The organism is Candidatus Poribacteria bacterium (assembly GCA_026702755.1).
Classification (GTDB): Bacteria; Poribacteria; WGA-4E; order WGA-4E; family WGA-3G; genus WGA-3G.
The window spans coordinates 27,630-41,726 of the sequence record JAPPBX010000086.1 but is presented as its reverse complement, the minus strand read 5'-3'; the positions used below and the strand labels follow the sequence as shown (position 1 = coordinate 41,726).

Genomic DNA, 14,097 nt, shown 5'->3' with positions numbered 1-14,097 from the left:
ACGCCCGTCTACATCCCCAAGCTAAAGCATGGGGTTTTGACGGGTAGATTGATAAATCTTGTCGTTGACTGCCTCAGCACCAAACGGGCTATTTTTAGTTGGCATCGGCAGACTATCGTCCCATCTCTCTGTCTCTGGATCATAGACTTCTACTGTCTTTAAGTACCCGTCAAACCTTTCAAGCGCAACACCATAACCTCCAATGAGATAGATTTTATCATCAACGACGACCGTCGAAAAGTCAGTTCTGAGATTCGGCATGTCCGATTTCTCGCGCCAGCGGTTCGTTTTGGGGTGATACGCTTCAATGGTAGCAAGAACGGCACCCAAACCAACTGGGGGCCACCCAAACCCACCGATGACGTAAATGGTGTCCTGAACAACCGCTACCTTAACCTCATCGCGTCTTGATGGCAGCTCCGCTCGCTTTGCCCAAGTATCGCTGACAGGGTCATAGACTTCCACATGATCGAGTAGGGATGGATCCGCAAAGAGATTCTCGCCGCCAATGGCATAGATTTTGCCAGCAACCACACCAATACCGAACTGTCTACGAGGGATGGACATGTCCTGTTTTTTCTCCCATGTATCGGTTTGTGGGTCGTACACCTCAACGACTTTCAGTGTCTTCATGCGTCTGTCTATTACACGATAGCCACCGACGACATAGATTTTTCCATCCACGACTGCTGCCCCCGCATATAATCGAGGTGTCGGCATATCTGCGAGTCGCTGCCAACTGTTGTTTTTCGTGTCGTAGACCTCCACGGTTGAAAGTCCACGGGTATTACCTTTCTCGTTTTCAAAGAGGAGACCGCCGATGAGATAAATTTTCTCGTCAACGACTGCCGTTGAGAATGCCGATCTTCCGGTTGGAAGTTGAGAAACGACCTTCCATTTTTTCGCAGCAACGTTTCCTATAACTACATGGAACAGAACAAAAGCAGCTACACTCACAACAATCCAGCGTAGATGTTGAAGCGTTTTAAACATCATTTCGCTTTGATTTCCTCCCATGCGCGGTTATAGTGTCTCGTGAAGTCTCCCGCATCTTTTAGCCACTCAAGGGATTCCAAAACCTCTTGCGGTGGATAGATAAATTTGTGTTTCCGTAGGTGTTCCGGTAAATATTCTTTCGCCGTGGGGACGCATGTCCCATATTTCGTGAAAGTCGTAATCTTGGCATTGACTTCAGGGCGAAGGAGGTAATTGATGAATTGCTCGGCGAGGGATTTATGGGGTGCGGATTTCGGAATGCAGACCGCATCGATAAACTGGCTTGAGCCTTCTTTCGGAATGACATATCGGATCGTAGGTCGGGTTTCTGTTGCACGGAACGCATCACCGCTCCAGCAGTGCGCCATGACGACGTCCCCAGCGATGAGGAGTTCTTCCGCCTCGCTCTTATACTGTTTGACGAGCGGTTTCTGGGCAATGAGTTTTTCTTTCGCCGCTTTGATCTCCTTCGGATCGGTTGTGTTGAGGCTGTATCCGAGCAGTTTAAGCGCAGCACCGATTGTCTCGCGTTGATCGTCCAACATGCTGAATTGGTTCTTATATTGGGTATCCCAAAGCACCGTCCAACTATCGGGTGCTGGCGAAACAACAGCCGAATCGTAAGCGATACCCGCGGTGCCGAATGTATAGGGGATGGAATATCGGTTTTCGGTGTCGAAGTATTTGCCAAGGAATAGCGGACTGATATTTTGGAAGTTAGGGATGTTGTCGCGGTTCAATTCGGCTAATAGATTTTGCTTGATTAGGATGGACACCATGTAGTCGGACGGCATGATGATGTCGTATCCTGTCGCACCGGCTAACAACTTCGCAAGGAGGTCTTCGTTGCTGGCATAGGTATCAATGAGGACGCTCGCCCCGAATTCCTTTTCAAACCCCTCGCGGATGTCGTCGCTGACGTAACCTGCCCACGTGAAGACGTTGAGTTGTTTCTTTTGTCCATGGCTATTGCCGATAAAGAGTGCGAGAAGTATGACTGCTAAAAGGATATATCTGTTTCGCATTTTTTCTCCGTGTGGTGTTGGTCTTGTCGCTATGTTTGTGCGATAATGTGTTCGTAGTAGTGCGATTTATCGCACGTTCTAAAGGGGTTTTCTGCCTAAGAATGGATGTGTTTGTAGTAGTGCGATTTATCGCACGTTCTAAAGGTGTGTATAACGAGCAATAAATCGTTTCCTTACTACAAACCAACGGACTTACGTGCACGGAAAACAGAATCGTCTTGCGCAGTATCGGGATTTGACAAGGTTTTTTATCTGTGCTAATCTACGTACATTAGATGTGCTTATTCATCAGATTCTTCGGTTGGTAATCCTTCGGCTTTCCAACCGCGGAAACCACCCGTCAGCACTGAGACATTTTCATAGCCCATGTTTTTTAAAGTGTGTGCGGAGAGTGTCGCACGGGTGCCGCCACCGCAATATGTAACGATGTGTGTATCTGCGTCAGGGGCGACCTCATCAATATCGAGTTCGAGATAACCGCGTGGGAGTGAAACTGCATTCGGCAGATGTTCTTCGTCGTAGTCGGGTTCGTCGCGGACATCTAAGAGGATGATTGACTCTGTAGCTTCTGTAAGTTCGTCTGGTGATATGTGTCCAACATTCGCTTTCGCCTCGGAAACGAGTTGTTCAAGGGTTTTCAGTGGCATTATTTCCTCCAAAAGAGTTAAAGATTGCTGGTTGATTTTCGGGCAATTTTGGTATTGTAGGGCGCAGCTTGCAAGTCCATATTCAACAGGACAAGCCAAAATTTATTGTTACAGAATATAGCATAATATCCACAGATTCGTCAATATTTTTCAGGTTATTTTTCTGCTGTAGGAGCGACACCTACTGACCGCTGATAACTGACTGCTGACAACTAAGAAAGGAGAAAAAATGGAATTGCTCAAAAAATCTGTTCAATCTGTGATTGAGAAGGATCGGATTGGGAGTCCAGTGTTCCTTCGGTGTGTCCTTAACGTGGCAGATGACACAGCCGATCTGCTGCTATCGTTGGGAGAGGCGGCTGCGCTTGCGAATGGATGGATACCTTCAGCACCGGCGCGCGTCTATGCACAGGGAGGCGCGGAAGCCACACAGACGACGGTCATGGTTCACTATGTTGGGGGACAGATGGCACTGGTGAGTGCCAATCGGGTTGATGCTGAAACGGCAATCGACATCATGTTGGTTGGTAATAAAGGCGTTATCTACCACGAAACACCGGTAGGTAGACATTACCTGAATGCAGCCCCGCCGGAACTCGGTGGCGTAGGTGAACTGACAGAGGCTATCGTACAGTCCCTTGAAAGCGGACAACCTATAACATTGGAGGGTTAAACATGCAGCAGAACGGAAAAAAATATGGGGTTCTCCTCCTCGGTGGGAATCGGACGCATCAAGAGAATTACGCCTTGAGTTTTGCGCAGGATGCACGGTGTCGGTTGGTGGCATTCGCTGATGAACCGGACGCACCACCAGAACGGATTACGTTGGCACGTTCGCTGGCTGAATCAATGGATTTGCCGTTCATAGACCTCGACGCAGCATTGGCACGCGAGGACGTGCATATCGTGAGCCTCTGTACAGATGTGGAACGTCGCGGACGTATAGGGGCGAAATGCGCAGAAGCGGGAAAGCACGTTTATCTTGATAAGCCGATGGCACTCAACGCGGAAGATGCGAACCGAATTGTTGACGCTGTTGCGAAAAGTGGTGTCCGTAGCCAGATGTTTAGCAACATTCACAGTGCTTGGGCGCGCACCGTTCAGAGGGCGTTGACGAGTGGACGCATCGGCGAACTTCAGGCAATTCATTGTGATGTCCTGTTTTCCAAAGGGCATCCGGGCACCGCACCCGTCGGAGAAAAAAGAATCCAAAAACCGACCTTGGAACACTACAGTTTCGTTGAAGCGAAACCTGAGATGTTTGATGTCGGGGTCTACGCGGTATCTATGGTGAATTGGTTGACACAGAAGCGGGTACAGCGTGTTTTCGGTGGAACAGCGAACTATTTCTTTAAGGAACATCGCGACTGTGGTCTTGAGGACTTTGGTGCTTTAGTTCTGGACTTGGAAGATGGAATTACGGCGACGATTGTCGGTGGACGCTACGGATGGCAGAGTCACGCACAAGGTGGCATTCGGAAGGTACATCTCATCGGCACCGAGGGGACTTTGACGTTTGATGCGTCGGCGAACCGCTTGGAGGTTTTTGCCGCTGAACCAGCATTTGAACCGCCGACACCCCACCCACTGGATCCAATGGGGATGTGGAGTAGCACACAATCGGAGATCGGGATGCGCCCAAAGCAACAATGGATTGATGTCGGTAGTGATGACGATGGACCACGAGAGTTCAGCGCGTTTGTGGATTGTGTTGAGAACGGTGTTGAGAGTGAAATGAACGCCGAGTTTGCCGCGCATTCCGTAGAAATCATCTGCGCCGGATATCGTTCCGCTGCAAGCGGAGAGGCAATTGAGCTTAACTGAACCGATGTGATATTGAAAACCTCCAAGTGAAAAGTCAAGAGAATCTCACAAATTAACTGTAGCATCCAGTTCTATTTCGCTGCTTTTCAAATCTTGCTATTCCAATGTCTGAAGTACTGACTTAATATCAGATTCAAGGCTAACATTACCCACCTGTTTCGCAAGTTTCAAGGCAGTTTGAAAATCCTGCTTTGCCTCCATTATGTGATTGAGCAAGACTTTAGCAAGTCCTCGACTGTAATAGGCATAAGCAAAATCAGGATTGAGTTGTATCGCCTTATCATAGTCTTGTATAGCGGCAAAGTGTTGCCCGAGTTGAGACTTAGCAATCCCGCGACTTCGGTACGTAGAAGCAGCATCAGGTCTAAGTTGTATTGCCTTGTCATAATCTTGTATGGCGGCGAAGTATTGCCCGAGGCGTGCCTTAGTGTATCCACGGCTGTAATAGGCAATCTCATAATTTGGATTAACTTGTATTGCCTTGTCGTAATCTTGTATAGCAGCAGCATATTGTTCGAGTTGAGCTTTAACATTTCCCCTACTGTGGTAGGCCCTAGCACCTTGCGGGATGATTTGTATTACTTTGTCATAGTCTTGTATTGCAGCAAAATACTGTCCTAGTTTAACTTTGGCATCTCCCCGATCAAGATAGAAAAGGAAATCATTAGGTCTGAGTTGTATTGCCATATCATAATCTTGTATAGCGGCTGCGTATTGGTTTAGTTGTTCCTTTACATGTGCTCGACCTACGTAGGTATAGGCACTATTTGGCTTGAGTTGTATTGCTTTGTCATAATCTTGTATAGCCTCAAAGTATTGACCCAGACTATTTTTGGCACTTCCGCGACTACTGTAAATAAAAGAATCATCAGGCTTGAGTTGTATTGCTTTGTTGTAGTCTTGTATGGCGGCGGTGTATTGTCCAAGCCAACTCTTGGCACGTCCTCGATTGTAATAAATCTTGTAATTTGGATTGCGTCGAATTGCGTGGGTGTAGACTTCAATTGCATCCACATACCGCGAGAGACTCTCCATCATTTTACCTCGCAAGAAGTATGTTTCTGCGGAGATGGAATGTGTATCCCATGAAAAAGAGTGTACTCGTTTAGACTCAGCTAGCAGTGCCTTGAGGTAACGTGAGGGGATGGCAAATTGGAGGTACTGCCCACTTTCAGTGGTTACACTTTCAGTCGTTATATAAGACATCCCGATAACTTCACCCCAGCGGTTTAGCACTGGAGCTCCACTTCTTCCGGGTGCCATAGGTGCTGTCATCAGAATTCGTTCCGTGGTGTACTTATCGCGAAATCTCTTTATAATACCGTCCCAGAAATTTACGACACCTAAGGAATTGTCGGCGACATGGACAGTCTCGCCGATCTGAAGGATATCGCTATTGCCGAGTGGCAATGGTTTGACACCGTACGCCGTAACTTTTAGAAGGGCAAGATCGTTGGCTGCATCTATTGCAGTGAACCCTTCAATAGTGTAGTGTGTATCTTTATCGTCGACTTTCGCAGTGCCACTCGCTGTTCCTACAATGATGTGGTAGTTGGTGGCAATGAGATTGGATTGAACGAAAAAGCCGCTGCCGATGCTGATGATTTTGCCGGTGTTGTCCTTCATCTCTAAGGAAACAGTAGCGGCTTTCGTTTTAGCAATCTGCGTGGCGGTTTGGGCGATAGCCGTGTGAATTCCATAGAATAGAAGAAGCACTGCTGCCGTAGCCAGATACTGGACTACGAGCTGTAGTCGTTGACGTAACGGGATTTTGAATTGCATCGAGACTTCTTCTCCCTTCAATTGTAACTAATTTACGGAATGTTTGTTCTTAAGTGTTGCTGCTGGTTAAGTAATGTGTCTAAGGCAAAGGGGCAATTATTACATCTCCATTTGTTTCCACATCCAGTGTCACGCGACTTCCGTGAAGCAACGACATACCAACTAACGATTCAGCATCTGCACGTAAAACGTACGCCACACGTTCTACGCTGTGCCATATCACTTTCACACGGTATAAATTGAGGGGAACGCTGGTTCCATCAGCGAGAATCACGTCTCGCTTACCAATCAGTGGAAGATTCAGGCGATCAATTAAATCGCTTGGTAGCATCAAATAGCCAGTGAAACCTGTATCAATAACCGCCTCAATTTTTACCCGTTGTGCTAAGCCAACAACTTCCAATTCAATCACGGCTTCTCGATCCGCCCTAATTTTTCCTATAATCATTGTGCTGGATCCGAAATTCTAAAGCCAAGGCGATAGGCGGCTCCAAAGCCGATTCGCAGACCGTAAGTCATAGCCTCTGGATTTTTAGCAAGAAGGCGTTCTGTAGCGACTAAATCCTCATTGGCGATTTCATAGTTTCCTGTTTCAATATCGACCACAAAAAACTGACCTTTGTGTTGAACTTCAAGTTCTTCGCGGTACTGCTGATAGATTTCTTCGCCGCGGGCGGCGATGGTTTCAGAGGTAGCAGCAGAATATGACATGGTAATTCTCCTTCTGAAATGTTGTTATAAAACACTACACTGTGTTCATTACACATTAACATTATAACACAAAATTGGGGTGCGTGCTAAGACATGATTTTTCCCACTATCCACTAATTCCGATGGCTTCGAGTTGTGCAATCTGTTTGACCCACGATTCTCGGATTTCTGGGGAGTAGTCGTCAGGGAGTAAGGATTTTCGTGTGCAATTCACGAGGGCTTGCAAGGTTTGATAGTGTCGGATCGGTCCAATATTGGGTAGGATTCGATCTTCTGCGACAGCGATGATTTCATCAGGTGTTAGTTTATCGTTTTTGAGGAGACTGGCGGCTTCCAGATCCGAGCGCAGCGATGCGAAACTCGCAGCGGAATAATCCTCAGTCAGTTTTGCAAGTCGTTTGACTGCTTCTTCAGACAGGGGACCGGGAAGGACTTTGGCAATCGTCCAACGGAGGAAAGCCTCGCGGTCCTCGTCCTTTGGATCAAGCACGGGGATTACTATATCGCCAACTCTGCCTTCTCGCCGTAAGTCAGGTGAGAGGTTGTAGATTCGGGCGGTCATTAGGAGCCATGTAATATTGCCGCGGAGTTGCGGGTCCGACATCATCGCCTGTATTTTTCCGGTCAAACGGCGTTCTGTGCTGTGTGCATCCTTCCCGACATCGCCAAATTGCGTATCTGCTTCGTCAACGAAGATAAGCACCTTTACGAGTGCCATCAACAGCCGCCGAAGCCTTTCAAACAGCACATCTGTCTGTCCAAACCACATGCTCCGAATGTTCTTGAGGACAAGCACAGGAATGTCGAGTTCACCTGCAAGCCCCTCGAAGATAAAGGTTTTTCCGCTACCGATGGGACCACAAACGCTCATGCCGGGGATTGCATCGAGACCGGTCGAAGTGATCCGCTGAATCAACTGTGTCTGCAGAAACGCCACCAGTTTTTGGTTACCAACGATGTCTTTAAGACTGTGCTCAGGCTTTTTGAATTCTACAACGTCCTCGCCTAATTGCCCTTGGATAAATTCAGACACTTTCCCGATAACGTCCTCAGGTTCCAGTTTTTCTCCAGAATAACAGGCAGAGAGAAGCAGCTGGCGTAATGCTTGGATGGATAAACCGGCTGTGAGCATTGCAAGTTGCGCTTGCGTGCCCCAAAGGTTTAGTGGCTTCTCTACGAGTTGTGGTGTGTTATTAAACCATGAGATGAAATGTTGACGCTCTCCCATCCCCGGCGATGGGATTTCGACGGTGATGACCTGTGGCAGTCTGATAATCCGAGAACTCACAAGGCTTGCCGATTCCGTGATGAAAATGACGGTATCGTTGCCGTTCATGAAACTGGAGTCGGATATCCAATCTTGAACGATACTGACCCGATGTCTGTCTGGAAGGGACAAACTCCGAATTTCACCTTCTGGAAGCAACATGTCTGTTGCTTCAATCAGGATTATCAATTTTTCGGATAGAAACTTTTCACCTTGCGCATTTGTGGATCGGGACAACAGGCAGAACTGCCTTAGGAGTTCAAGTGCCAAGGTCGGACTGCCGATTGCATCGTTCATGTACTGCTCAAAGGAGGCATCAGGAGGGGGAGCGGCATCGAGTATGCCTTGTAACGGACCCCGTCCGTGACTTGCGTCTATGTTGAGGTTTGCATCGGTTGTGCCTCGCCATAGCTCGAAAGCACGCTTAACTTTTTCACGTTCAGCTTCTTGGGCAAACCGGATAGGTCCATTGAGCTCATAAACTATCAGAATGAACCCTGGAATGTCCCAGCTGCACGTCAAAAAGGGGATGAGTGGAATATAGTCCGTGTTATCTCCATCGCGCATAAAAAAGAGATCGTGGATATTTCCAGACAGGACGAGGCTACGGGACGTTCCCGAATTAATGAGCATTCCGGCTTCTTTCGGAAATGTGTAGTCTGGGCTTTTAACGGCTATGAGTTCTCGCCCCCTTCTGTTTGAGATGGTAACCTTCGGATGAGGTGCTGCGTCTTTTGTAGTACGTTATACTGGCAATTCAGAATCGGAATCTGTTGTTTCCTTTTTCGTCTCTGTTTCCGTTTTGGTGTCAGTCTGCTGTGCGCCGAAGATCAACGCATCAAATTCGTCGGAGGTTGAAGATGATCGCGCTGCAGCAAGGAATTCCTGTTCTTCGTTTTTTGAATCCGTACCCGCCAATTCCTGTGCAACTTTTGAACGCCCTTTCGCTTTCTCCCGGATTTCTCGCATCCGCGTCAACTCGGCAGAGGTGCCGTCCATGCTGATACCAGAGAGCATATCAGCGATTTCTTCCTGTTCTCGTGCGGTAATCAGATCCGCAACCGCTTCAGATTGTTCGGACTTGATCTTATCCAAATCGCGATGTAGATTCGTAATCTGAAGTTTATGAGATTCAATATCCGCTTGGGCACCTTCAATCTCACCTTCCAGTTCCGTAATGCGACCGGTTTTCTCCTGCAAATTGGAATTGAAATCTTGATAAGCGGTGACACATCGCGTATATTCAGCGTGCACCTTAATTTCTTCCTGGGCGAGTCCTTGACCTTGCAGTTCAGCAGCGGTCTGCTGTGCCTTCGCGATCGCTCCTGATTTTAGTTCCTCAAGTCGCTCGACTTCATCAGTCAGGTTTTTGACCGCGGATCTTTTCTGCTCAACGAGTGCAATCAGCTGACCAATTGCTTGCTTGTAGCGTTGAATATTCCCCTTCTTGTCCTTGATGATGTCCTCGTAAGCTCCTCTGACAGCTTCAGGGTTTTCCATCATTCTATCCGCAGATTCGTGTGCCCGTCCTGTCAGCGTGTACCAGATAGCCTTGAAAAATCTTGTGAATCCATTTGCCATTTTAGTTCCTCCTGTTGCGCGTTCCAGAAACGCAACCTTGTTGTATTGATTTACGAGTTATGCCAATCTCGCTTTGCCCGGTTGGCACCGCACTGTAAAACTCATCACATCGTATTTTAACATATTTTATCTAAAACTTCAAAGAAAATTTCATAACACCTTGTTTTCAATTGGTCTCTGTGGTAGATAAATTGGGTTGGACACTTTTAAGAATTTATAAACGGTTTCATATCCCAAAGCAGGACGGTGCCATCATAACTGCTACTTGCCAAGAGTTCGCCATCCTTTGAAAAAGCGAGATTTTGAACATCTGAGGTATGCCCCCAGAAGGTATGGATGTTTTCCCCAGTGGCAACCTCCCATAAACGAACGGAGACTTTGTCTGTTTTGTTCCACCAAGAACCAGAGGCAAGATACCGACCACATGGAGAAAACACAACAACACCAACAACCCAGGAGCAACTCGCAGGTAGAATCATCCCCATGCGCGGCTCTAAAGTTGCAGCATCCCATAGATGAATCCCACCGAATAACCCACCAGCCAATAAAGTGCCGCAAGGTGAAAACGCAATTGAATGGAGATTCTTTGAAGGTTTGTTACGTGACTGAGTTTGCCGCTGGATTTGTCGCATATCTCCTTTATATAGGGCAACAAAGGTGGAGTCTACAGAAGGTGAACCAAGCTGTTCACCACTCGTAACGTCCCAAAGAAATATACTCCTTCCGTCAGTCGTAGCGAATTGCTTTCCGTTCGGGTGAAAGGCTGCTGCCCGAAGCGGATCGGTATGCCCTATAAATGCATACTGCTTTTCCCAATGTTGGACACGCCACACAACAAGTTTTCCATCTATATCTCCACTGATGAGGTGTTCCCCTGACGGCGAGAACACCACGGTGGTGATTAAACTCTGATGTTCGGTGAGTTCTGCTATTCGGGTTCCGGACGTGATGTTCCAGACTTCAAGTGTTTGTCCATCCTCTCCGATGAGAGCCAACAATTCTTCACAAGGGGACAGCGCACACCTTTTGCCCCCGCATTCTGGTGGGATCGGGGGAGGTATCACCTGTTTCTGAACAACATTCCAGAAAACGACACCTTCATTCCAGTATTTGCAAACCAACATCTTGCCCGATTGATAAAAAAACAGAGAGTCGGGTACATGATGAGGCACTGTGAGCGGTGCTACTATGGTAGGGGAGCCTGCACGCCACACGCGGATATCGCAGTCAGTGAGAATTGCGAACTGCTGTCCATCCGTAGAGATACATTGTTCCGTCCTACCTTTTCCTTGATATTCAATGGTATCAAGTTTTTCACCCCGGGACGCGTTCCACATCACTACTTTGTCTTCATAAACATCGGCAACCCGTAATGCACCATCAGGGGAATAAGCGAGAATCGCCCGGGTTCCGCCGTAGTCTGTGTAAGTTGTCTCCAATATCTCTTTATCAATGTTCCACACTTGCACCTCAATATTCTCACGTGTTGTTCGATCCTGAAGGCTCGCAGCAAGAAACTGACCACAAGGTGAAAATGCGAGATCATACATATCTCCTGATTCGCGCAGCTCACCCTCTGACTTCAGATAAGCGAAGCGTTCTTTTGTTTTTAGGTTTTGAACATTAATGTTAGTCCCGCCAGAACGATAAGCGAGGAGCTCTCCATCGGGTGAAAAGCAGAGTGGGAAATAGGTAGGAGGGCGTTCACCTTCCTTAAGTGTGACTCTCACTTCAAAACTTACGAAGTGTTGACCGGTTTTTGCGCACCAGACGTAAACATCGCCGTGTCCGTAGCCGGATGCAGCGATGTATTGGCTATCCGGTGAAAAAGCAAGTCGGGAGGTGCCATCGTGCCAGCCTTGTATCTTCGCGACACGCTGCTGGGTCTCTATTTCTCGCACATTGATGATACCGTCCGCGTTGCTGGTGGCAACCCATTGCCCATCGGGTGAAAAGACGATGTTAGAAATCATGCCTCGTTCGGTTTCAAACAGTGTGACGGGCTGCATGGTGTCGAGTTCATACATCCATACCCCGACACGAGTTCCAACAGCAAGAGACGCGTTATCCGGTGAAAACGCCATGTCAAATATGAGTCCTTGTCCCAATCGGGCAATTGCGCCATCGGGGAGTTCCCAAGTTGTCACATCGCTGTTTGTCTGCGTAGACTGTATGGTTGTCTGTGAGTGTTGATTTTCCATCAAATACCCCGATTTTATTGGGGTAAGCAATACCTTAAGAACCAATAAAAGGTTTCATATCCCATAGGAGAACGGTGCCGTCAAAACTTCCACTTGCTAAGAGCGAACCGTCTGGTGAAAATGCGAGGTCCTGAATATCTGTCGGATGGCTCCAGAAGGTCGCAATATTCTCACCTGTTGAAACGTCCCATAACCGGATAGACACCTTTTCTTGTCCTTCTTGCCACCAAGAACCTGAGACAAGATAGCGTCCGCACGGCGAAAATATAACTACATTAGGTCGCTGACAAGTATCCGGTGGGATTATTGCCATACGCGTCTCATAAGTTGTCGCATCCCACAAACGTATCTCACGATGCAGCCCGCCAGTGATAAGATCGCCAGATGGAGAAAACGTGATTGAATGAAGGGTGGACTTATGGCTGTAACCTTGACTCAGGCGATTTAAGATGCGCCGGATTTGCCGCTGGTCGCCTCTATACAGAGAAACATCCGATTCCTCGGCTAAGGGAAGCGAAGCGAGCCGTTCACCCCTCTCAAAGTCCCAGACGTTGGCTGTGTGATCGCGGGATGCCGTGACAACTTGTGAACCATTCGGATGAAATGCCACTGCTGTAATCCCATTAGTATGTCCGATGAGTTCGCGCGACTCTCGCCAAGACTCAACAGTCCACACGGACAAATTTCCCTCTGTATCCCCGCTAACAAGGTGTTCACCCGTCTGTGAGAACGCAAGCGCAGTTACAATCTGTTTATGTTTAGTGAGTGTTGTAACCGGTGTTCCTGAAGCAACATTCAAGACTTCAATCGTTTCCCCATTCTCTCCAACAGTGGTAGCCAACATCTCTTCACACGGGGATAAAGCGCACTTTCCGTAAGATGTACTAAACGTTTGCTGCGCTCGTTTTTGGGCAATATCCCAGAACACAATGCCGCTTTTGCCGTCGTGTCCGCTCACCAATGTCTTGCCATCTTGCATAAAGAACAGTGTCCGAACTATGCGTGTATGCATCAGATGAGACGCTACTGTGAGCGGGGCATCCGCGTGCCATACGCGCACCTCACATGCCGTGGCGATTGCGAATTGCTGCCCATCAGACGAAAACCTGAAAGCCTTGCTGGTGCTGCCTTGATATTCAAAGTTATCAAGTTTCTCTTTTCGGGATGCGTCCCACAGGACCACTTTGCCCTTATATATGTCGGCAACCCGCAAGGTCCCATCAGGCAAGTAGGCAGGTATCAACTTATCTCCACCGTAGTTTGAATCATTCATCTCAAGGGATTCTTTATCAATATCCCACACCCGCAACTCAGTATTCTGACGGTTGGTGGATGTGTTTTGACTCCCAACAGCAGGGAACCGTCCACACGATGAAAAGGCAAGTCCTTGTATGTGTTTTCGGGGGAAATGTTTCAGAAGCGCGATATGTTCTTTCGTCTCTATATGCCGGACAGCAAGCGATATTCGACCCGAAACATAGGCGAGATACTGCCCGTCGGGTGAAAAGCAAACAGGAAAGCTGGCGGGTAGCCGTTCACCTTTTTTCGGAGTACCCGCGACTGTGAAACTTGCAACGTGCATACCCGTTTTTGTGTTCCATACATAAACGTCACCGTAAGCCCTGCCGGATGCCGCGAGGTATTGGCTATCCGGTGAGAAGGTAAGTTGGGAGATACGCTCATGCCATCCTTGTATTTTGGCGGTGCACCGTTGCGTCTCTGTCTCCCATACCTTGATGATACCGTCCCAGTTGCTGGCGGCGATCCATTGTCCATTGGGTGAAAAGGAGACAGTAGAAACCAACCCCCTTTCGGTTTCCCACAATGCAATCGGTTTCATGGTAGCAAGTTCATAGAGCCAGATCCCAATAGTAGTTGCGACTGCGAGAGATTCACCATCCGGCGAAAACGCCAAATCAGCTATTATTCCCCTGCCTAACCTGCCGATTGCTTCCTCAGGAAGTTCCCAAGTTGTCACATCTGTGTCGTCAAGGGGTCTCAGGGCAGGGATTAACGGTTTTCTATTTTCCATGAAAATATCTCCTTTTGTTGCGAATAGCCTG

At 48.0% G+C, this 14,097-nt stretch carries 12 protein-coding genes; 2 read left to right on the top strand and 10 right to left on the bottom strand.

The features are described 5' to 3' along the window. Positions 1-21: 21 nt before the first annotated feature. The 3 genes from OXH39_16250 to OXH39_16240 all read right to left on the bottom strand — a co-directional run bounded on the left by OXH39_16250 (position 22) and on the right by OXH39_16240 (position 2,668). Positions 22-996 (bottom strand): hypothetical protein, encoded by a 975-nt coding sequence (locus OXH39_16250; protein ID MCY3552013.1) that lies wholly within the window; start codon positions 994-996, stop codon positions 22-24. Next, complete coding sequence (locus tag OXH39_16245) at positions 993-2,021, bottom strand: spermidine/putrescine ABC transporter substrate-binding protein (protein MCY3552012.1); 1,029 nt, start codon at positions 2,019-2,021, stop codon at positions 993-995. The genes OXH39_16250 and OXH39_16245 overlap by 4 nt, the downstream gene beginning before the upstream one ends. Positions 2,022-2,302: 281 nt before the next feature. After that, entirely contained in the window at positions 2,303-2,668 is a 366-nt protein-coding gene (locus tag OXH39_16240) for a rhodanese-like domain-containing protein (protein MCY3552011.1), read from the bottom strand. Between the two features lie 229 nt (positions 2,669-2,897). Here OXH39_16240 and OXH39_16235 point away from each other — a divergent pair, with 229 nt between their 5' ends. Then, entirely contained in the window at positions 2,898-3,341 is a 444-nt protein-coding gene (locus OXH39_16235) for a hypothetical protein (protein ID MCY3552010.1), read from the top strand. Between the two features lie 2 nt (positions 3,342-3,343). After that, positions 3,344-4,492 (top strand): Gfo/Idh/MocA family oxidoreductase, encoded by a 1,149-nt coding sequence (locus OXH39_16230; GenBank protein MCY3552009.1) that lies wholly within the window; start codon positions 3,344-3,346, stop codon positions 4,490-4,492. Positions 4,493-4,588: 96 nt separating this feature from the next. On the opposite strand, the gene OXH39_16225 is transcribed toward OXH39_16230, so the two are convergent. From OXH39_16225 to OXH39_16195, 7 genes are all read right to left on the bottom strand, one after another. Then, positions 4,589-6,274 (bottom strand): tetratricopeptide repeat protein, encoded by a 1,686-nt coding sequence (locus OXH39_16225; GenBank protein ID MCY3552008.1) that lies wholly within the window; start codon positions 6,272-6,274, stop codon positions 4,589-4,591. A 79-nt stretch (positions 6,275-6,353) separates the two neighbouring features. Further along, a complete protein-coding gene (locus OXH39_16220) occupies positions 6,354-6,722 on the bottom strand; it encodes a clan AA aspartic protease (protein MCY3552007.1) in 369 nt (122 codons plus the stop codon). Beyond that, positions 6,719-6,985 (bottom strand): hypothetical protein, encoded by a 267-nt coding sequence (locus OXH39_16215; protein ID MCY3552006.1) that lies wholly within the window; start codon positions 6,983-6,985, stop codon positions 6,719-6,721. Before OXH39_16215 ends, OXH39_16220 begins: the two co-directional genes overlap by 4 nt. A gap of 106 nt (positions 6,986-7,091) precedes the next feature. Beyond that, a complete protein-coding gene (locus OXH39_16210; protein ID MCY3552005.1) occupies positions 7,092-8,885 on the bottom strand; it encodes an ATP-binding protein in 1,794 nt (597 codons plus the stop codon). A gap of 111 nt (positions 8,886-8,996) precedes the next feature. Then, positions 8,997-9,833: a hypothetical protein gene (locus tag OXH39_16205; GenBank protein MCY3552004.1), complete on the bottom strand. Its 837-nt coding sequence runs from the start codon at positions 9,831-9,833 to the stop codon at positions 8,997-8,999. A 206-nt stretch (positions 9,834-10,039) separates the two neighbouring features. Then, on the bottom strand, positions 10,040-12,034 hold the full coding sequence (locus OXH39_16200) for a WD40 repeat domain-containing protein (protein ID MCY3552003.1): 1,995 nt from the start codon (positions 12,032-12,034) through the stop codon (positions 10,040-10,042). Between the two features lie 34 nt (positions 12,035-12,068). After that, positions 12,069-14,066: a WD40 repeat domain-containing protein gene (locus OXH39_16195; protein MCY3552002.1), complete on the bottom strand. Its 1,998-nt coding sequence runs from the start codon at positions 14,064-14,066 to the stop codon at positions 12,069-12,071. Between the last annotated feature and the right edge of the window lie 31 nt (positions 14,067-14,097).